Raw genomic sequence first — 20,463 nt, 5'->3', positions numbered from 1 at the left:
AGTTATTAGGAAACGTTATTGTCCGGCGAGGAGTGCCCGCGCACGATTGGCATCTTCTTGAATCTGACGAATTAACTCTGGCACAGAGGGAAACTTTCGTTCTTCACGGATATGCTCAACAAAACTGACCCGCAGGCGTTTGCCATACAAATCTGCGGAAAAATCAAAGAGGTGGGCTTCAATAGTTCGTCGCTTGTTACCAAAAGTGGGGTTCATACCAACATTCGCAACGCCCGGTACGGTCGTCTTCTCATCAACGTCAATCGTGACCGCATAAACTCCGTTCGGTAAGAGCAGGTCAGCACGAGGGCGGAGATTGGCCGTCGGAAAGCCGATAGTACGTCCCCGTTGGAACCCTTTTTCCACACGTCCACTCACCGCATATGCACGCCCTAAGAGGCTGGTGACCTCGCGCATGCTGGCAGTCCCAAGTAAGGTACGAATACCCGTGCTGCTCACCCCTTTACCATCGATCAGCACCGGGCCAACAACATCGACGGCAAAACCAAATTGCTTTCCCAGCGCGACAAGCGTCTCTGCATTCCCGGATCGACGATGCCCGAAACTGACATTATGACCAACCACCACTCTTTCCACCCCAACAGTATTCACCAAATAACGTTGGACAAACTCCTCAGCTGTCAATTGAGCAAACGCTGACGAAAAGGGTTGCAGGATAACCCCATCTACTTTCAGAGAACGAAGTAATAGCAATTTTTCGCGGAGACTCGAAATAAGCGGAAGGGGGTTCTGTGGTCGCAGAATCGTGAGTGGGTGAGGGTGAAAAGTGAGAACTAATGCAGTTCCCTGTATCGCACGAGCCTCGTTTATGGCTTTCGCAAGAATTGCCTGATGACCGAGATGAACACCGTCGAAATTCCCCAGACTAATCACTGGGCGAGAAAAACGACGGCGGGAGGTAATGTGACGAATAACCTCCATAATCCCTACGTCAGGTCTGTGGGTTGCAGAAAATTGCGAAGATTAACGACCAAGGCTCTGAAGCTTTTCGCGTGCCTCTTTCGCTTGTCTGGAGTTCGGGTGATCATTAATGAGCTTCTGCAAAATGAGCCGAGCATCAGTTTTATCACCAATTTCAACGAACGCTTGCGATTGTCGTAACAGCGCAGCCGCAACTTTGTCGCCTTTACGGTACTTCAAGACATCGTTGTATTCAAGAATCGCGCGATTATAGTCTCTGCGCGTGAAGTAACTTTCGCCGATCCAGTATTGAGCATCGTCTGCAAGCTCGGACGTCGGGTTTTTACGCTGAAAAGTCCGAAACTGTTGAATAGCCTTGTCATATTGCTGGCCGTTGAGAGCTTGCCATGCGCCCCGATAATCTTCTTGCACTTCAGGTGATTCCTTTGCAAGGAGAATCTCATCTTCGAGTGGTAGCGAGAGCACTGGCGGTGGGGGCGGCGGAGTCGGTGGGGGCGGAACCGCAGCCACTTGCGGCGCCTCGGCTGGCGGTGGCGTCGCTGTCGGCGCCGGAATCGCTGTCGACGGCGTTGGCACAGGCCGTGGTACTGTACTTTCTCTTCGCATACTGAGTTGGCGTTCCAGCGACGCGATCCGCTCCTCCAAGTTTTGTACTTGAGGATTGGCGACGACTGTTGTCGGGCGAGTCTTTGATGCTCGGTCTACACGGAAACGCAACTCTTCCATTTCACCGCGCATCTTTTCGAGTTCTCGCCGCATGGCGTCATTGACTGTTCGGCTGTCAGCCAATTGCGTGCGGAGCTGATCATTCTCTCGATTTTGCGCTTGGAGATCCGCCTGAGTTGCACATCCGCTCACCCAGACGCAGGTCAGAAGGGCTATTGAACTAACAGTAGCAATTGTTTTCACAGGTAGTTGTCAATCGTAGGAGTTTTGAGATTATCGACCAACTAACAAAAAGTGCGCTCTGCGGTTTTGCTGCCAACAATCTTCAGTCGACTCTTTACAAGCCGGGAGTTCCTCTCCATAGCTAATTGTCGACAACTGATTCGCATCAACCCCCAGGTTTACCAAATAGTCCCGAGCGGCTTTCGCTCGCTTGGCTCCTAGTGCGAGATTATACTCGACCGTTCCGCGCTCATCACAATGGCCTTCAATTTCAACTTTCGCCCCAGAATTATTCTTCAACCAATCAGCGTGAGATTGTAGGGCATTACGCGCCTCGGTTGACAGATCAAAGGCATCGTAATCAAAATACACATCACTCAACGGGCCGCCCGCTCCTCGATCAGCACCTTCGCGTTCGATACGTTCACGAGTACGCTGGCCTGGGTCCTTCGCTGCCAGATTCCGATCTTGTATTCCGCTAGAACCAAGTCCTCCCGCACCTCCAGGCCCACTTAGATCACTATCGCCTGGTCCTTGCTGTTGCTTCGGGCATCCACTCACCAACAATGTCAACAAAAACACACCGAGGATTCGCCAGCTCCGCATACACACACTCCGCATCTTTACCTTAGTTGTTTCTTCTTTTCTTCCTGGCTATTCCAGGCGTGGGGACCAAGCGGGACTAGTATCATCTCCCCCCCCACGAGTCAATTCTTTCACGCTATTCCCATCGCGGCGCGCAATCATTAAGCGGCCACGTTGACTGAAGACAACATAGCGTCCATCTGGAGACCACGATGGGTCCTCTCCAGCACCAAGTGAGCGCGGCTCTCCGCCATTTACAGGCATCACCATCACGCGAAATCCACCAGAACGAGTAGTGTAAGCGATCAAATCGCCTTTGGGCGACCACGCCGGTGAAGTGTTGTAGTCTCCCTGATACGTGAGCCGGCGGATGTTCCCACTACCGACATCCATGACATAAATCTGAGGTCCACCACGGCGACTGGAGCAGAACGCGATACGTCGACCATCCGGTGACCAAGTCGGTGAGACATCAATCCCCGAGTCCTCGGTCAAGCGTCGCACTACACGACCTTCAGGGGTCAGGAGAAACAGGTCTGAATTTCCATCTTGCTCCAGGCTCACAGCGATTGTTGAGCTGTCGGGTGACCATCGCCCACCACTGTACCCCACAGTTGACGACAAGCGGGTTTGGTCGCCAGTGCGCACATCAAGAAGATATGGATATGGTCCACCATGACGATAGGAGCAGTACGCTAGCATACTTGCAGAAGGGTCCCAGCTTGGCCCCAAACTGAGGCTCCGATCTCGTGTCAGGGCAGAAATCTGTCGCCCACTCAGGTCGGTCACATACAACTCTTTGGCTCGGCCACCACCACGAGTCGAAACAAACGCGATACGTGAGTCAAACGGGCCACGCTCTCCAGTCAGTAAGAGCATGACTTCATCGGCAAAACGATGAGCCATGCGCCGTAATTCTCGCCGCTCGCCCCGATAGCGTTTCCCACCCAGCTGTCTGCGCAAAGCCACATCAAAGAGCCGTGCCTCAATTGTCAGATTATCTCCCTCAGAAGAAACCACTCCTTTGACGAGAGTCAGCGCTCCGAGATCTGACCAATTCTGGAAGTTGATGTCTTCCGCTAAGACTCCCTCTCCTGCTCCAGCCTCTCCGCCTCGACTCATAACGCGAAAATAACCGGATAAATCGAGATCGCGAGACAACACTTCAGCAAATTCATTCCCAATCCCTGATCCCTCGGCGCCATTTGCTCCCTGGAGCGGTGCGATCGCAATAGGTAAACTCTGCCCCCCCTCTTTGGTAATTTGCAAATTGATTTGTGCCTTCCCAGTAAGAGGGCTCATCACGAGGAGCACGACCACCCCCAATAATAGACCTGTGACGCGGTTACGATTATATCGTTCAGCCGCTGGTTCCGCTCTCAGCCCTATCCCACTCACTCCTCACCTCCAAACGTCATATGGACCTTTTGCGTGATAAAGTCTTCCCGATACATCTCAGGCGGAGACGGAAGTTTCGCGTTTCTCACTGCCCGCAACGCAGATTGATCAAAGCCACGATCCCCCGAAGGTTGTATAAGTTCAACATCGGCTACCGTGCCATCCGCTCCCACGGCGAACTGCACCACTGCTCTTAGCCCTGGCTTCCGATCGGGCACGATCCAGCCGTCTTTCACTTTTTGTTTGATACTCTCCGTATAGGCCAGAAACTCTGGGCCATAGACCTTCGCTTTCGCTACGCGCCCGTCGCCATCTTCTTTGTTTTGACCTGATTGTGCCGTCGATTGTGATGCCGTCTCTTTACTGCGCGCCTCTCGACTACCTACCCCTTGCCGTACCCGGTCGATAGCTTTGGCGATACCGTTCTCACGACTTGCGACTTCTTCTCGTTCACGTACGCGTTCAACTGCTGAAGCAATCATTCTTTCACGCGCTTCGTCATCCTTTTTGGCCTGGGCTGCATCAGCAGCAGAAGTTGACGACTGCACAGGTGTTTTTACCGTCTCAGATGATGTTGACTTTGCCTGAGATGTATCAGCTTTCTCGCTTTTCTCTATCTTCTTGGGCTCGCTCGTCTGTTCCTTTGTTATCGTTTTCGCCGTTTCTTGTGGTTTCTTTTCTGGTTTAGGTTTAGATGGCGGAGGCTGGACTTTCGGCGGTTCCTTGGCTTTCGCTACCTCGTTAGGCTTCTTTTCCTGAACTTTCACCTGCTCATTTTTCGGCGCAGGTTTTTCCTTGGGTGTTTCTTTCTTTTCTACCGGCCGCGCCTCCATCTTCGGCTTCACCGGCTCTTTTGCCTTCACCTCATTTATTTTTTTCTCTTGAGGAGGTGGCGGTTTCTTTTCGACTGGCTTCGCGGCAGCAACTGCTTTCGGCGGTTCTTTCTCCTGTACCGCCGGTGGCGGCTTTGGCTTGGGCGGTTCTACCTTTTTAGCCACCTCCTTCGGTTTTTCTGCAGGTGCCTCTTTTACCTTCACCTTCTCGGGTTCGACTGATTTTGGTTTCTCTTGAGGAGCTTGTGGCTTCGCCTGGGGCTCTTGTTTGGCTGGGAGCGACTCCCGTTGCTCACCTTTTGCCGAGGGAGAGGGAGGTTTTTCTACTGCAGACGAACGCGGAAGCGCAGCTACACGATCTTCAGCCCCCTTCCGTTTGCCAGTGCCAGTAGGGCCGACAAGCGTCACTTCATAGGCAGTTGACTGGGGTTCCTTTGGCTTGGTGAAGTGCAGGTGTCCAGTGATAACGAGGGCCCCGATCACCACAGCATGCAGCATCGCCGACACTGCAATCATGCGGCCGATACCACGATCGTGCTGTGGCTCTTCGTATGATTCAGTCGCGAGATTCATTAGTCTTCTATTGGAGAGGTCATCATACTGAGTTTTTTCACACCAACATTACGGAGTACCGCCATCACTTCCACGACTTTTCCGTACGGCACCCCCTTATCTGCTCGAAGGTAGACGGCCTGCCCTGGTGCTTTCTGAACACTCTCGGTCAGTCGGTGCTGCAATTCTGCCAAACTCAGGGTGCGGTTTTCTAAATGGACTTTGCCATCTTTGCTTACTGAAATCACAAGGCTGGTATCCGGTCCATCTACCGGTCCGGCAGCAACTTGAGGCAAATCTACCGCCACCCCGTGCTGAAGGATGGGCGCAGTCACCATAAAAATCACCAGGAGAACAAGCATCACATCCACAAGCGGTGTGATGTTGATCTGAGAAATACTGTCTTCTTGTTGCTGATCAAATGCCACAACAACTCCTCGTCCTACAAACACCGCGGTTTAGAGGAAGTGACGCTCAGCGATATTGAGGAACTCCGCGACAAAGTTCTCCATGTCCGCGGTCAATACACGAATCTGACGACTGAAATAATTGTAGGCCATGACCGCAGGGATTGCGGCTGACAGCCCGACCGCGGTCGCAATCAGGGCCTCCGCAATTCCAGGGGCAACCGCTTGAATACTAGAGGTCTTCGTCACCGCTAGCCCACGAAATGCGTCCATAATACCCCACACGGTACCGAATAGCCCAACGAAGGGCGCAGTGCTGGACGTAGTCGCGAGAAATATCAAACCTCGCTCCAGGCGAGTAATCTGTAAACGCATTGCCCGCCGCATCGCCCGCTCGATATTCTCGATCCCACCTTCCTCTGGGGTACTCAGTGGTTCGCCTTCTACTGCTGCCGGTTGTTTCCGGGTACGCACCAAACGCATCAATTCTTGGTAACCCGCGCGAAAGACCTGTGCCACTGGACTTTCTTTCATTTCCAGCGAAGCTCCATGAATAGACGAAAAGTTTTTTGTCTCCCAAAACACCGACGCAAAGCGCTCAGACTCACGACGAGCCTTAAAGATCTGTAGAAATTTATAGAAAACAATCCCCCAACTGATAATGGAAAAAAACAGCAGGAGGTACAGCACCATCTGGACGACAAGCCCAGAGTGCGTGACCATATCGAGGATACTATCCGCAGCGAGAACTGGTGCCTCCTCCACTTGGGCAGCAACCTGCTGAAAGAGTGCGTCCATACTACTCTGCACCAGCACGAGAAAACCGACGTTCCTCCACCTCATGCAACCTCTCCACCACATGTCTTCAGTAGTAATACATGCAGAAACCAAGGTCAGTCAATTCACATAAGATAATCAACTTCACAAGACAATCCTTTTGTATGGGTTTTTCGCTTGACTGCCAAAGATCAATACGCGAGGATAAGAGAAATTTTTCTTGCTGAGGGAACTATGGCTGTGAAAGTAGGCATCAACGGATTTGGCCGCATCGGCCGCAACGTATTGCGCGCGAGCTTGCAACAACCTGAACTCGATTTTGTCGCCATCAACGACATCACCGACGCAAAAACTCTTGCCCATCTCTTGCAGTACGATTCCGTACATGGTCGCCTCAATGGAGAAGTCAAAGCCGAGAAAGACGCTCTGGTCGTCAACGGCAAACGTATCCAGATTTTACAAGAGCGTGACCCCAATAAACTGCCCTGGAAGTCACTCGGAGTTGATCTCGTACTGGAGTGTAGCGGAATCTTTACCGACAAAGACAAGGCAGTGGCACACCTCACTGGCGGTGCGAAAAAGGTCCTCGTCTCCGCTCCTTCGAAAGGTGCGGACATCACGCTATGTTATGGCGTTAATCACACCGCGTATGATGCAGGGAAGCACACGGTGATCTCGAACGCTTCGTGTACAACAAATTGCCTGGCACCAGTCGCCAAAGTACTGAATGACAACTTTGGTATCAAGCGCGGACTGATGACGACCGTTCATGCGTACACCAATGACCAGCGCATTCTCGATCTGCCACACTCCGATATCCGTCGCGCACGTGCGGCTGCGCAATCGATGATTCCGACCAGCACCGGTGCTGCCCGCGCCGTGGGCGAAGTGCTTCCGCAACTCAAAGGCAAACTCGACGGCATGGCCGTACGCGTTCCCACTGCTAACGTCTCAGTGGTTGACCTTGTGGCCGAACTGGAAAAGCCCGCCACCGAAGCAACAGTTAACGCCGCAATTCGCACGGCTGCTGAAGGGCCACTCAAAGGTGTGCTTCAATACTGCGAAGAAGAACTGGTCTCTGTCGACTTTAATGGGAACCCTTCGTCCTCAATTTTCGACTCCGCTCTGACAAAAGTAATGGACAACAATTTTGTGAAAGTCTTATCGTGGTATGACAACGAGTGGGGGTTCTCCAATCGGATGCGAGATGTGGCCGTCTACATTGGCCAGAAACTGTAAGCTATGGCGATTCGACGTTCTCTCATTGCAGGCAACTGGAAAATGCACGGCACGCGGGCCGAAGCTGAGCGATTACTGTCCGCGTTAAAATCCCAGATCGGTCGCCCCGCAGACCGAGAAGTTGTGGTTGCTCCACCTTTCAGTACCCTGGAGACGGCAAGTCGGTTGTTAGCAGGCACTTCCATTCGCTTAGCCGGACAAAACCTTCACTGGGAGCCGCAAGGAGCTTTTACTGGTGAAGTGTCCGGCCCCATGTTGAAGGAGTTGGGCTGTACGTACGTCATCATCGGCCATTCAGAACGGCGGCAGTATTTCGGTGAAACCGACGAACAGGTCGCCAAGAAAGTACAAGCTGCCCGTCGCGACGCGCTGATTCCTATCGTTTGCGTTGGCGAGACCCTCGAACAACGAGACCAGGGAGAAACATTAGCCACCCTTGCTCGTCAGGTGCGTGGGGCTTTGCAAGGACTCGATGCGCAAGCGATTGCCTCACTCGTTGTTGCGTATGAGCCAGTATGGGCGATCGGCACAGGACGAACAGCGACACCGGTACAGGCTCAAGAAGTGCACGCCTCGATTCGTATGACTTTAGCAGACCTCGCAGATCGTTCGTCTGCCGAACTTGTACGACTGTTGTACGGAGGTAGCGTCAAGCCAGACAACGTAGATTCCCTCATGGCAGAGCCTGATATTGATGGTGCTTTGGTCGGTGGAGCAAGTTTACAAGCCGAGGCCTTTGCCCGCATCGTACAATTCCGCTAAGATCGCCCGATTATGTGGAGCACAGCATTTACCATTCTTCATATTTTGGCATGCATTTTTCTCGTTGTGGTCGTTCTGCTACAAACTGGCAAGGGCACTGATGTCAACGCCGTCTTTGGTGGTTCAAGTCAGACGATCTTCGGTAGCTCAGGAGCAGGCAATTTTCTCACCAAGCTCACGACAGCGACGGCAGCCATCTTTATGGCCACTTCGCTATTTCTGACCTACGGTACAGCACGGCAAACAAAGAAGAGTGTGTTCGATGTAGAACCGGCTCCCGCCGCAGCACCAGCTCCAACCACAGCCGAACAACCATCAACAGCCCCAGCGGGTGAAAGCGGGACAACAGGCGATAAGCCTGCGGAAGCACCAGCAGCGTCGCAAACGCCATCGGCGGTCCCCGCGCCTACGTCTTCGGCTCCTCCGACAACAGATCCTTCTGTAACTGTATCGACAACGACCGTGGGAACTCCTGCGCAAGGAACGGCAGCAACAAACACAGCTCCGACCACTCCCGCGACAAATAGTGAAGCGGCAAAGACCCCAGAATCCGCTCCCACGCCATCACCTGCGCCAAAGTAAGAAGATCAATTACAGATTCAGCGCATGAGGTACAGGCGTCCTTGCTTGCAACGCGAAGATTGATCAAGCTATTCTTACTCAGAGAGGAGTGACATTTTCTCTGAGTCTGAGAGTTCCCTGGTATTGTGCGCGGCCCTTTCTCGTAAAGGGGGCCAAGATTGAGATTCACAAAATGAGCGACACGTTTTTTTCAGAGCTTGAGGCAGAAGCGATCGAAATCATCCGCGAGGTTGCGGCAACGGCAACAAAACCGGTGATGCTGTACTCGATCGGCAAAGATTCCTCTGTCATGTTGCGCTTGGCGCAGAAGGCATTCTATCCCGGCCCTATTCCTTTCCCGCTGATGCACATCGATACCAAATGGAAATTCCGCGAGATGATCGCGTTTCGTGAGCGCATGGCGAAAGAAGCTGGCTTCAAGCTGATCGCGTATACCAACCCGCGCGGACCTGCCGAAGGCATTGGTCCGATTACGCATGGCTCAGCGTATCATACCGACGTCATGAAAACGGAAGCCCTGAAGCAAGCACTCGATATGCACGGCTTCGATGTCGCATTCGGTGGCGCCAGGCGTGATGAGGAAAAGTCGCGGGCCAAAGAACGGATCTTTTCGTTCCGTGCGCCGGGTCATCGTTGGGACCCCAAAGCCCAACGTCCGGAGCTGTGGAATCTCTATAACGCGCGCATCAATACCGGTGAAACGATCCGGGTGTTTCCCCTGTCTAATTGGACCGAAGCTGATATCTGGGGGTATATCCGCCAAGAGCATATTCCCATCGTGCCGTTGTATTTTGCGGCTGTACGTCCGGTAGTCAAACGCGATGACCAGTGGATTATGGTCGACGATGATCGCCTGCCACTCCAACCAGGCGAAACGCCGCAAATGCTGAAGGTGCGGTTTCGTACGCTCGGTTGTTATCCGTTGACCGCAGCAATTGAGAGTAACGCCGAGACACTTGAAGAAATTGTTGCCGAGACGCTCGGCGCGACAACCTCTGAGCGCCAGGGACGTGTGATCGATCATGACGGTGCTGGTTCCATGGAGCGCAAAAAGCAGGAAGGGTATTTCTGATGGACATGCTGCGCTTTATTACTTGCGGCAGTGTTGATGATGGAAAATCGACGCTGATTGGCCGCTTGCTGTACGAGACTAAGTTGATCTTTGAAGATCAATTGGAGGCGTTGAAAAGGGACTCGAAAAAATTCGGCACCCAAGGTGAGCGCTTAGATTTTGCGCTACTGGTTGACGGGCTGCAGGCGGAACGGGAACAGGGGATCACCATTGATGTCGCCTATCGTTTTTTCGCCACTCCTCAGCGTCGCTTTATCGTTGCCGACACCCCAGGCCATGAACAATACACGCGCAATATGGCGACCGGCGCATCGACAGCACAAGCGGCAGTGCTACTGATCGATGCGCGCAAAGGGGTCCTGGTACAGACCAAACGCCACAGCCGCATTGTCTCGATGCTCGGCATCCAACACGTAGCACTGGCAGTGAATAAGATGGATCTGGTCGATGGTTCACAACTCGTCTTTGACGAGATCGAACTTGCGTATCGCCGCTTTGCCGAAGAACTGCACTTTGAAACAATCACGGCAATTCCGATGTCAGCGCTTGAAGGCTACAACATCGTCGAAGCGAACTCTGCCGAACTCGCTTGGTATCACGGGCCGAGTCTATTGCAGTGGCTTGAAACCGTCCCGGCTGATGAGCGCGAAACGACGCAGCCGTTTGCTATGCCAGTGCAGTGGGTTAATCGACCGAACCTCGATTTTCGCGGATTTTCTGGCCGCGTCGCCAGCGGCACGGTCAAGCCTGGAGACATTGTCCGCGTCAGCCCTTCTGGGGTTGCAAGTCGCATCAAAGACATTGCCGTCTTTGGCGGTTCGCAAAGCGCAGCCCATGCTGGCGAGTCGGTCACGTTAGTCCTCGAAGACGAAATCGATGCGAGTCGTGGTGATGTCATTGCCGCAGCATCTCACCCAGTCGAAGCCGCCGATCAGTTCGAGGCCGATCTCTTTTGGATGAGTGAACAGCCCCTGCTGCCTGGACGCTCCTATGCTGCCCTGATTCATACCAAGGCGGCAAGCGTGACAGTGAGTGATATCAAGTATCGGCTTGATATTAACACTGGCGCTCGTCTAGCGGCCAAGACATTAAGTCTCAACGAAATTGCCACAGTCAATATTAGCTTCGACCGTCTCGTCCCGTTTGCGCCGTATACTGACAACAAGCGCTTGGGTGCATTTATTATCATCGACAAGTTGACCAACGAGACCGTCGGTGCCGGAATTATCCATTTCGCCTTGCGTCGTGCGGTAAACGTCCATTGGCAAGCCATCCAGGTCACCAAATCCGCCCGTGCTGAAATTAAACACCAACAAGCGCGTTGCTTGTGGTTCACCGGTCTCTCGGGTTCGGGCAAATCGACGATTACCAATCTGCTAGAGAAGCGTTTACATGCTGAAGGCAAGCACACCTACATTCTCGACGGCGATAATGTTCGGCATGGACTCAACCGTGATCTGGGTTTCACCGAAGCAGACCGCGTAGAAAATATTCGCCGTGTCGCCGAGGTGGCAAAACTCTTTGTTGACGCCGGTCTGATTGTGCTCGTCTCGTTTATCTCACCGTTTCGCGCCGAACGCCAACTGGCGCGCAGTTTGTTCGATGCCAGCGAGTTCCTCGAAGTCTTCGTCGATACACCGATTGAAGAATGCGAACGCCGCGACGTGAAAGGCCTCTACGCCAAAGCACGACGCGGCGAGCTAAAGAATTTCACCGGCATCGACAGCAGCTACGAGCCACCACAGGCACCTGAGATTCATCTGCATACGTTAAATCTCACAGCCGAGGCGTGCGTTGATGAGATTATGGAGGTGCTCGCGTAGAGGGATCCTATAGTGCTACAGTCAGTGGATTGAAAAGGGGTCGATCATGAGCATGACTGATCTCGGAAAACAGCTACACGATAAAGCCACACGTGGTAGCGCTTTATCTTCCGATGAACAGGCGCAATTAGACGCTTGGTACGTTCAACAAGACCAAGAAGAGGAGGAACTCCTCTCCCAAACCTCTTCTTCCGCTACTCTTACGACTCTCCAAACCCAAGTCGACACGGGAGTAGCACGACTCCTCGCCGTTACGCAGCGCATACAAGAGATCGAGACTCACAATGAGATGCTCCGGCGCGATATTGCGGCATTGCAGAGGCAACTACCACACCCATCACCTGTACAGTCCGCATGAACATTGACGAAACGACCCGACTCCAAGTGCGCGAACGAGCGCAGTTTTCCTGTGAGTATTGTGGTGTTACCGAGACTGATACAGGAGGAGAGCTCACGGTTGATCATTTTCGCCCACAGTCTAAAGATGGGACTGATGACCTCGCTAATCTGCTCTATTGCTGTCCACGCTGCAATCAATACAAAGCAGACTACTGGTCAGCAGATGAAAATGAGCCGCATTTGTGGAATCCAAGGAAAGAAGCTTTCGCGACCCACCTCCTCATGCTCACAGACGGAACGCTATACTCGATTACACCAATAGGCGCGTTCACCTTACGAAGGTTACGCTTGAATCGTCCGCCCCTTGTCGCGCTTCGCCTTCGTCGATACCATCACAGTCAAGAACAACGACTACTCGCACGATATCGAGACCTTGTCACGGTCTTGGAACAACTGCAAACGCAACAAGTTACATTACTAGAGGAGCAGCGAAAGTTACTAGAAGAGCAGCGCGTGTTACTAAAATTATTATTAGAGCAACGACGATAGATCGAAGGGTTTACTTTTTCCGTCTTCCCCTACAGCCTGTATCCTCAAGCCTATAGCCTCTCCTCCCATTCTTCATTTTTGATTTTTCATTTTTAATTATTTGAGCCCTGCCCTGCGCAACGCTGCAATCTGCCGATCTAACACTGCGGGATCAATGAAGAGATGACTATGCGATACGCGGTGAGCGTGCGGATGGTGGCTTCTTCATCATCGCCCATGAGGCGGCTGTAGCCCGCGACATCGGTACTAAAGATCGCCGCCAGTTTGCGTTCCATCCCCACTGCGCTCGGCTCGTCGGACATTAGTCCCCTCCTTTTTTCTACGGGAATCTTGTCGCCTATGCAGTTCCCTCTTCCTGGTAGTGCGCCACCGGAACGCGAACATGTTCGGTAATCTGATCGCTCTGCGCGGCGATTTGCCGCATCCTCTTGTAGACGTGAGCGTGGTGATAACGCTCCCCACATTTGTGACACACCCAAGCAGGGACATCCTCAATAATCACAAGTGCCTGACCATGCCGAAAGTATTCGCGCTCACAGACCGCTTCCAGCTGTCCGGTACAGCACCGAACACAGACTTCACCAGTCATGTCTATTTCTTTTTTAGGTTTCATAGACTGTCACCATAACAACAAGCTGACGCGTCTAAAATGGTTGCACCACTGCCGTCAAGCCGCGTCCGTCCAAAGCTGTTCCCTCAACAATATATTTGGGGCGACTAATAGCATCTCTTGCCCTTCGCACGATACTTCCGTTGAAGATTGCGGTTTCAAGGTCTTGCTCGGTAAAGCCATCGTTAGCCAATTCGTTCTCGACATGAACAGACAGGACATAGTCTCCCTGCCGCACCAACGTCTGAATCCGTTGCAAGATACGGGGATACATACGTTCAACGAGAAAACTCCGACTTCAGCTAATGGAGACGCAGGTCTAACTCACACTGAGCGAAGTGATAGCGTATGGAGGCAGAGAATAGCAAACCGGCAGCAGGCGGACAGGACGACGCTGCCGTTTTTAGGGGTGACTCACCCTACACTTTTAGAGCTGCAACGGAATCAGCAGCAACGCAAAGATATTAAACACAAGCAGCAACCCGGTCAGGATAAAGCAGTAGCCCATAATATCGCCAAAACGCAAACCAGCGACGGCAAGAATCGGAATTGCCCAAAATGGCTGAATGAGGTTTGTGGTCATATCGCCGTAGGCATAACTCAGAGTGACAGTCGGAATCGACACACCAAGCGCTTGTCCAGCAGGGATCAGATACGACGCTTCGACAATCCACTTCGACCCGCCCGAAGGAATGAAGTAATTCAGCACCGCTGAATAGAGATAGACCACAACGGGAAACAGCCGCGGCGAACTTGCTTGAATGAAGAAATGGGTAAGCACTTTTCCTAAGTCGGTGTACGACATCAAACCAAAGATTCCGGCATAAAGTGGATATTGAACCACAATTCCCCAGGTATTTTTAATGCCTTCTTCACAAGCCGAGAGGAACGACTTGGGATACCAGTGTAGCAATAATCCCAACGCGAGCAGCAACAAGTTATAGTTGTCGATTGTCCAGGCTTGTCCAAGTCCAACCTTCTGTACTTGAAGCGCAAAAACACCGAGCATCGCGACCCCTACAATCAGTGACCACCCAGGCCACCACTCTAGCCGCTCTGCTGGGATCATCTCAGTTGGTCTCGTCTTTACGGTATTCGTCGCCATTAACCGCGCGGTCTGTTCTTCGGAGACGGTGAGAGTCTGCTCTGCAGAGGGAACCAGGAGGGCAACAAAAACCAAGCCAATGAGTCCTGCAACCAAAGCATAAGCCAAATTGAATGTACTAAACATGGTCTGGGAGGTTGGAACCAGTTCATGAAGAACTCCTGATTTAATAAGAAAGTTATCAGGTGTAGCGATAATCAGCGGTGCCGAGCCTGAGAGTCCGGTGTGCCAGATCGTACCGAGTCCGAGATAGGCACATGTCACCAATAGGCGAAAATCAGCCCGTGGATTCGCCCGCACAAGGAAGGGTAGAAACGCAGCACATACCACCAGACTAAACGCCCAATTGAGCCACGCGGTCACGGTCGAAAATAGCCCCATCAGGAGAATTGCCTGACGTGGATGCTCTGGATCAGGTCGCGAGGCCATCCATTCAAACAATTTCTTCACTGGTGGTGAAACTGCGCAGGCATACGACACCACCATCATCAAGGTAAACTGCATCGCTAATGTAAGCAGCGCCCACAGCCCTTTTCCCCAGGCTTCCAACGCACTCGCGGGAGTAGCACCACCAACGACGATTGCTAAAGCCGCTACAACCAGGGTCAGCATCACGGCAATGACCCATGAATCTGGCACCCAACGTTCAGTCCACCGGGTAATTGCTAATCCTAAGCGAGCAAGAATGCCCATGCGTTTACTCCCGAATTCAGCAACTAACTTCTTTAGTAGCCAGTAGTCAGCATGGGGAAAAGCGTTTTTTCGCTACTGACTACTGAATGCTAACTACTGACTACTTTTCCTATCCTCCCCCAGCCCCCCAACCCCCAGACCCTAGACCCCAGAAAACGAGGCTGCTAAACCGGTTTCCAATATCGACTTCGTCTACCTCACGCAATGACACGCACGGTAGACGCATCTGTGGAGGACGTCATGGCAGAGCGTGCCCTTGAGGGTGTTCGCATTATTGAATGTGGCTACCTGGTTTCTGCAGCCTACGCGGCAAAATTGATGGCTGATATGGGCGCTGAAGTGATCAAGATCGAAGAACCATCAGGCGACCTTGCGCGGCAACGCGGCCCCTACCCTGGCCACATCCCACATCCAGAAAAGAGCGGGTTGTTTCTCTATCTAAATACCAACAAACAAGGGGTGACCTTAGATCTCAAACAGAGCCAGGGGCAAGATATTTTCCACCGTCTGCTGAAAGATGCAGACTTGCTTATTCATAACTATCACCCAACAGAAATGGCTGACGTAGGACTCGATTACGCACGGATCGAGAAAGTGAAGCCGTCTCTGGTCATGACAACCATTGCACCGTTTGGCCTCAGTGGCCCACATCGTGATTATCAGGCAACCGACCTCACAACCTGGAGTGCAGGCGGCATCACGCATCTCAACGGTGGAGGCCCTGGCACCGACGAAATGCCACCGCTCCGCACCTTTGGCCAACAGGCAGGTTATCAAGGCGGTGTTAATGCTGCCATTGCCTCGTTAGGTGCGTTGTTCTCTCGCCTCAGTACCGGGGAAGGTCAGCATGTCGAGGTCTCGATTCAAGAAAGCTTACTGGCAATTCTTGAATTAACCTTTGAGTTTTGGCCCTACATGAACCTGCCCTCTTCTCGCCTCGGACAAAAACCGATTCAGCCGCTCGAATTTCTCGAATGCAAAGATGGCTGGATCTTTTTGTGTTGTGTTGAGGAACATCAGTGGAAGAACTTCGTCAGCGTCATGGACAATCCTGAATGGGCGGGCGAAGAAATCTTCGCTGATCGTTTCAGTCGTGCAGCAAACTGGGATGTGCTCGGTCCGATGCTGCAGGATTGGATCAAAGATCAATCAGTGATGGACCTCTACCACAAATGTCAGTCGCGCCGTGTCCCTATTGCTCCCGTATCGACTATGGGGGATCTCTTTAACAATGAACATCTGAAATCACGCGGCTTTTTCGCGACGATCGATCATCCAACTACTGGCCCACTGCAATATCCCGGAGCGTTGTACAAATTCTCAGAAAGCCCGTGGGAGATTCGTCGCCCAGCACCGTTGCTCGGGCAACATAATGACGAAGTCTACGGCAAGCTGGGATTGTCACAAGCTGAGATTGGGCAGTTGAAACAACAAAGAATCATCTAATTGCGGAGTGTAGATTGCGGAATGCGGATTATCGAAAGAAAAATTTCTTAACCTTTTCCATTCCGCAATCCGCAATCGCCAATCCGCAATGAATCATAGGAGAAACCACATGGCCCGTCTTCCATTAGAGGGTATTCGCGTCGCCGACTTCACCTGGGTATGGGCTGGGCCGTTTTGCACGCTCCAGCTTGCTCATCTTGGCGCTGAAGTGATTCGCGTGGAAACGTCAACGCGCCCATGCATCACTCGGCTGATCCCACCGTGGCCCAATGGCCAATCAACCGGCGTGAATAGCAGCGGCTACTTTAATCAGTACAACCAAGGCAAGCGGTCACTGTCGCTCAACCTGAAGAAATCAGAAGCGCTCGAACTTGCTAAACAGTTAGTCGCCAAAAGTGATATCGTCACGGAAAACTTTGCCGGTGGCGTAATGGACCGTATGGGATTGGGCTATGAGACGCTGAAGCAAATTAATCCCAAGATCATCATGATCTCGCTCTCTGGCTATGGCACCACTGGACCAGAAAAAGAGTACATCTCATACGGGCCAGCTCAGGTTCCAATGAGTGGCTTAGCCTCACTTACTGGCTATAAAGGCTGGCGCCCCATGCACGTCGGTATCTCCTATGGCGATCCCAATGGTGGATTGCACGGTGCGTTCGCAGTCATGTGCGCACTGATGTACCGCGCTCGTACTGGCAAAGGGCAGTATATCGATCTATCACAATGGGAGACCTCAACCGCAATGGTTGCCGAAGGGCTGCTCGATTACAGCATGAACGGCGGCCAAGAAGAGCGTGATGGTAACCATGATCTCCACATGTCGCCACACGCAGTGTATCGCAGCGCTGGGAAAGATCGCTGGGTCAGTCTTGCGGTTCGCAACGAAGCCGAATGGCAAAAATTCTGTACCGCGATTGGTCAACCCGCATTAGCAAATGGTCCACGCTTTTCTTCACTGCAAGCGCGCAAACAGCATGAAGAAGAACTTGACGCCATTATCACCACATGGACCGAGCAACGCTCGCCCGAAGACGCAACCACACAGCTACAAGCGGCAGGTATTCCCTCAGCACCAGTCATGAGCAACAAGGATCTCTCAACCGATCCGCACCTCAACAGCCGACCAATCTTCACCTATCCCGACCATCCTGAGGTCGGCAAGAAACAACACGTTGGCATTCCCTGGCAACTGTCACAGACATCACTGTCAGTGCGTAAACCCGCGCCTTTGCTTGGGGAAGATACAGAGTATGTATTACGCGATATTCTGGGTTACAGTACAGAACAAGTTGCAGCATTCAAAGCGCAGGATGTGTTGACTTAAAGCACCTCTCAAGCCTGGCTCGTTACTCTGAGCGGCCCTTGAATAGCTTAGACATTCGCCGCACGGAAGATGAATTCGATATCGCCAATCTTGACGGCCATTCCGTCCTTGAGGAGGTTCTCAACGATCGGGCGCCCGTTGACAGTCGTGCCGTTTTTGCTCTTGAGGTCGAAGATCACATAGCCAGGCTTGAGCTTCTTGATGCGAACGTGTTCACGGGAAATTGACGAGTGCGGGACAATGACATCACATTCTTCGCCTCGACCAATGACGAACTCATCACGGGAAAAAGCAATTTCGCGCGGCACTTCGTCGAATGGGCTTTGCCGCATGAGGCGGGCATAGGGAGCGGGTTTCTCAACCACGGCGGCTGGACTCGGCGCACTACTACTTGTAGCCGCAGGGATAGATGTACTTCCACCAAATCGCGCCATCACCTCTGCAGGAAGCGCACTCAAACGCACCCGCGCTAACGCCAATAACCCGACTCCAGCAAGCAGCGGAACGAGAAAATTCCACCAGCTATAATCAACCACACTGCGGACCTTTGTTGGTACCTCTCCTGGACGTCCAGATGGAACTGCCGGAGTCACAACTCGTGCGCCGCCCACACCGCGCACTTCATACGCAGTGCGGTCCTCACCAGCCGCTTCCTTGTATGTCACGGTGAGGGAAACGTTACGTTTGGTGCCATCCTCAACTGGTCGTGGGCTGACATAGGAAAGGAAATATTGCGATGCCAATGACCGCCCGATTTCGCCGATCAATTCAGGAAATCGCCGACCTTCGCTGACGATATTGTAATGCTGCCCCCCGGTCTCTTTCGCAATGCTATGCAGATCAGGCGCAGCAAACGGGGGAGGCGAGATAGACACAACGTTAATGTTGGCTTTCTTCAAGTCAGGAAGTAATTCGTCGACCGTCAGAGGTGTAAATTCACGGTTATATGGATTGTTCTTTTCTGACCCGTCACCGCGGAAATGATTTGGTGCGTCAGTAATAAGAATAATCACTGCTTGCGCGTCAGGCCGAAAGGGAAACTTACTAGCGGCCTCCAGTGCATCAAGCGAATTCTCGGGAATATCCCCACCACCAGCAGCCTGTAGCGAACCAACCCAGCTTTTGAATTCCGTCGCACTCCGAGTGAAGACGGGATCTTGTCGAGTCACGTAATCTTCAAATGTAACGAGCCCTAAGCGATAGTCTCGATTCGCTTTTCCTAACCGATCCGCAAGGTCGTTGGTGGCCTCTTTCAACCCGTCAATGAACGGTTGCATACTCTCGGTGACATCGAAAACTACGACAATATCAACGGCTCTCCCCTGTTCTTCTCCGCGAAAATCGACGACTTCGACTTTCTGCCCATCTTCCTTCACTTCGACATGCTCAGGACTGAGCTGGCCGACGGGATGGCCCTGTGTATCAGTCGCACTGAAGTAGAGCCCGACTGCTCCACCATTGGCAAAGTTCTCTAGGCGTGGATTCGTCAGGGATACGACTATGGTGTCGGCGGCTTTCGCACCAGTGACTCCGAATAGAAGCACCGCTATAAAAAAACCAATCGTGAGGATAGGAATCAGGAGTCGGGGACCGTCTTTGCTCAGTGAAGAGTGAAGAGTGAAGAGTGAAGAGTTTTGCTTAAGATAGATTCGCATTTTCACCCTACAATTCTATATCTATGCACCAGTACGTTCGCGAAACAGAAACAGCGTGCCGCCGACCTCTACACGATCACCGTTCTTCAGTTGCACAGGCTGCGTCACTGGCTGTTGATTAACACGCACGGCACCTTCTCCACGAGCAAGAAGGAATTTCCCTTTCTGTCGTTCAACCACTGCATGGAAATTGGCTACACTCTGATCACCAAATAAACCAACGTCGCTTTCTTCCGCTCTCCCAATACGGGTCTTCGATTTATTAAGCAGATACTCTTTCCCCTCTCGGGCATTACGACTCTGGGAGCGAACCACCATCAGCCACGCGCGTTTGAGGATTTCACCGACAAGCCCAATGCCAAGTCCAATCATAGCTCCGAGTAGTGCCAGCGCAATTCCACGACCAGCTGTCTGTGGCAACATAGCTGTCACTACGTGATAGATTGCCCCGCCGATCGCACCACCGAGTAACCCACCAATCGCGCCATTACGAAGACGTGCAAACGAACGACCAACCCAACCAACGCCCAATCCTACGGCAATGCCAAAGATACTCCACCCGAGCATTCGACCACCCATGCCACCGAGTGCGCCAAACGCCAGCTCTCCCATTAACAGCCCCAGGCCACCACCGATGAGCCCAGCTCCACCACCTAGCATGACACCCTGTTGAATCTGGTTTTTGTGTCCAGCACTCAGGCCTTCGATCGCCCCAAGGAAGATTCCAACAAAGATTCCCACCACTGCACCAATCACCACCGCACGCTGATAGACATTACCAACACCAGCCAGTGGGTCAGCGATAGCCCACCCAGCAATACCGCCGAGCAGTCCAGCTCCAGCAAAGAGAATCAATCGTTCACGTGAAAGTTCCATTTT

The 20,463-nt window shown here is 52.5% G+C and carries 22 protein-coding genes; 10 read left to right on the top strand and 12 right to left on the bottom strand.

Annotated elements, in window-relative coordinates:
* Positions 1-15 precede the first annotated feature (15 nt).
* From FJ147_02325 to tolQ, 7 genes are all read right to left on the bottom strand, one after another.
* Positions 16-942 (bottom strand): bifunctional riboflavin kinase/FAD synthetase, encoded by a 927-nt coding sequence (locus FJ147_02325; GenBank protein MBM4254714.1) that lies wholly within the window; start codon positions 940-942, stop codon positions 16-18.
* 42 nt (positions 943-984) lie between these two features.
* Positions 985-1,851, bottom strand: coding sequence for a tol-pal system protein YbgF (gene ybgF, locus FJ147_02320; protein MBM4254713.1), 867 nt, complete (start codon positions 1,849-1,851; stop codon positions 985-987).
* A gap of 30 nt (positions 1,852-1,881) precedes the next feature.
* Complete coding sequence (gene pal / locus FJ147_02315; protein ID MBM4254712.1) at positions 1,882-2,451, bottom strand: peptidoglycan-associated lipoprotein Pal; 570 nt, start codon at positions 2,449-2,451, stop codon at positions 1,882-1,884.
* A gap of 33 nt (positions 2,452-2,484) precedes the next feature.
* On the bottom strand, positions 2,485-3,813 hold the full coding sequence (gene tolB / locus FJ147_02310) for a Tol-Pal system beta propeller repeat protein TolB (GenBank protein ID MBM4254711.1): 1,329 nt from the start codon (positions 3,811-3,813) through the stop codon (positions 2,485-2,487).
* A complete protein-coding gene (locus FJ147_02305) occupies positions 3,810-5,219 on the bottom strand; it encodes a TonB family protein (GenBank protein MBM4254710.1) in 1,410 nt (469 codons plus the stop codon). The genes tolB and FJ147_02305 overlap by 4 nt, the downstream gene beginning before the upstream one ends.
* On the bottom strand, positions 5,219-5,560 hold the full coding sequence (locus FJ147_02300; GenBank protein ID MBM4254709.1) for a protein TolR: 342 nt from the start codon (positions 5,558-5,560) through the stop codon (positions 5,219-5,221). The genes FJ147_02305 and FJ147_02300 overlap by 1 nt, the downstream gene beginning before the upstream one ends.
* A 96-nt stretch (positions 5,561-5,656) precedes the next feature.
* Positions 5,657-6,328 carry a protein TolQ gene (gene tolQ, locus FJ147_02295; protein ID MBM4254708.1) on the bottom strand — a complete coding sequence of 224 codons (672 nt, stop codon included), beginning with the start codon at positions 6,326-6,328 and terminating at the stop codon, positions 5,657-5,659.
* 288 nt (positions 6,329-6,616) lie between these two features.
* Here tolQ and gap point away from each other — a divergent pair, with 288 nt between their 5' ends.
* From gap to FJ147_02260, 7 genes are all read left to right on the top strand, one after another.
* On the top strand, positions 6,617-7,621 hold the full coding sequence (gene gap / locus FJ147_02290) for a type I glyceraldehyde-3-phosphate dehydrogenase (protein ID MBM4254707.1): 1,005 nt from the start codon (positions 6,617-6,619) through the stop codon (positions 7,619-7,621).
* A gap of 3 nt (positions 7,622-7,624) precedes the next feature.
* On the top strand, positions 7,625-8,383 hold the full coding sequence (locus FJ147_02285; protein ID MBM4254706.1) for a triose-phosphate isomerase: 759 nt from the start codon (positions 7,625-7,627) through the stop codon (positions 8,381-8,383).
* Positions 8,384-8,395: 12 nt separating this feature from the next.
* Positions 8,396-8,965, top strand: a complete 570-nt coding sequence (secG, locus tag FJ147_02280) for a preprotein translocase subunit SecG (protein MBM4254705.1) — start codon at positions 8,396-8,398, stop codon at positions 8,963-8,965.
* Positions 8,966-9,137: 172 nt separating this feature from the next.
* Positions 9,138-10,037 carry a sulfate adenylyltransferase subunit CysD gene (gene cysD, locus FJ147_02275; GenBank protein ID MBM4254704.1) on the top strand — a complete coding sequence of 300 codons (900 nt, stop codon included), beginning with the start codon at positions 9,138-9,140 and terminating at the stop codon, positions 10,035-10,037.
* A complete protein-coding gene (gene cysN / locus FJ147_02270) occupies positions 10,037-11,860 on the top strand; it encodes a sulfate adenylyltransferase subunit CysN (GenBank protein MBM4254703.1) in 1,824 nt (607 codons plus the stop codon). Before cysD ends, cysN begins: the two co-directional genes overlap by 1 nt.
* Positions 11,861-11,906: 46 nt before the next feature.
* On the top strand, positions 11,907-12,218 hold the full coding sequence (locus tag FJ147_02265) for a hypothetical protein (GenBank protein MBM4254702.1): 312 nt from the start codon (positions 11,907-11,909) through the stop codon (positions 12,216-12,218).
* Entirely contained in the window at positions 12,215-12,748 is a 534-nt protein-coding gene (locus FJ147_02260) for an HNH endonuclease (protein ID MBM4254701.1), read from the top strand. The genes FJ147_02265 and FJ147_02260 overlap by 4 nt, the downstream gene beginning before the upstream one ends.
* 337 nt (positions 12,749-13,085) lie before the next feature.
* Here the strand turns inward: FJ147_02260 and FJ147_02255 are convergent, their stop codons facing one another.
* The 3 genes from FJ147_02255 to FJ147_02245 form a co-directional block, all read right to left on the bottom strand.
* Complete coding sequence (locus FJ147_02255) at positions 13,086-13,361, bottom strand: YgiT-type zinc finger protein (GenBank protein ID MBM4254700.1); 276 nt, start codon at positions 13,359-13,361, stop codon at positions 13,086-13,088.
* Positions 13,362-13,392: 31 nt separating this feature from the next.
* Positions 13,393-13,632 carry a DUF4258 domain-containing protein gene (locus tag FJ147_02250; protein ID MBM4254699.1) on the bottom strand — a complete coding sequence of 80 codons (240 nt, stop codon included), beginning with the start codon at positions 13,630-13,632 and terminating at the stop codon, positions 13,393-13,395.
* A gap of 153 nt (positions 13,633-13,785) precedes the next feature.
* Positions 13,786-15,156 (bottom strand): short-chain fatty acid transporter, encoded by a 1,371-nt coding sequence (locus FJ147_02245; protein MBM4254698.1) that lies wholly within the window; start codon positions 15,154-15,156, stop codon positions 13,786-13,788.
* Positions 15,157-15,360: 204 nt separating this feature from the next.
* Between FJ147_02245 and FJ147_02240 the strand changes: the two genes are divergently transcribed.
* A complete protein-coding gene (locus FJ147_02240) occupies positions 15,361-16,602 on the top strand; it encodes a CoA transferase (GenBank protein MBM4254697.1) in 1,242 nt (413 codons plus the stop codon).
* Between the two features lie 88 nt (positions 16,603-16,690).
* Positions 16,691-17,929, top strand: coding sequence for a CoA transferase (locus tag FJ147_02235; protein ID MBM4254696.1), 1,239 nt, complete (start codon positions 16,691-16,693; stop codon positions 17,927-17,929).
* Positions 17,930-17,976: 47 nt separating this feature from the next.
* Here the strand turns inward: FJ147_02235 and FJ147_02230 are convergent, their stop codons facing one another.
* Positions 17,977-19,305 (bottom strand): FHA domain-containing protein, encoded by a 1,329-nt coding sequence (locus FJ147_02230; protein ID MBM4254695.1) that lies wholly within the window; start codon positions 19,303-19,305, stop codon positions 17,977-17,979.
* Positions 19,306-19,387: 82 nt separating this feature from the next.
* Between FJ147_02230 and FJ147_02225 the strand changes: the two genes are divergently transcribed.
* Positions 19,388-19,543, top strand: coding sequence for a twin-arginine translocation signal domain-containing protein (locus FJ147_02225; GenBank protein ID MBM4254694.1), 156 nt, complete (start codon positions 19,388-19,390; stop codon positions 19,541-19,543).
* A 62-nt stretch (positions 19,544-19,605) separates the two neighbouring features.
* Here FJ147_02225 and FJ147_02220 read toward each other — a convergent pair whose 3' ends face one another.
* Positions 19,606-20,460 (bottom strand): FHA domain-containing protein, encoded by an 855-nt coding sequence (locus FJ147_02220; protein MBM4254693.1) that lies wholly within the window; start codon positions 20,458-20,460, stop codon positions 19,606-19,608.
* Positions 20,461-20,463 lie beyond the last annotated feature (3 nt).

The organism is Deltaproteobacteria bacterium (assembly GCA_016874775.1).
Classification (GTDB): Bacteria; Desulfobacterota; Binatia; order Bin18; family Bin18; genus VGTJ01.
The sequence above is the reverse complement of the archived record's forward strand: the minus strand, read 5'-3'. Positions and strand labels throughout refer to the sequence as shown.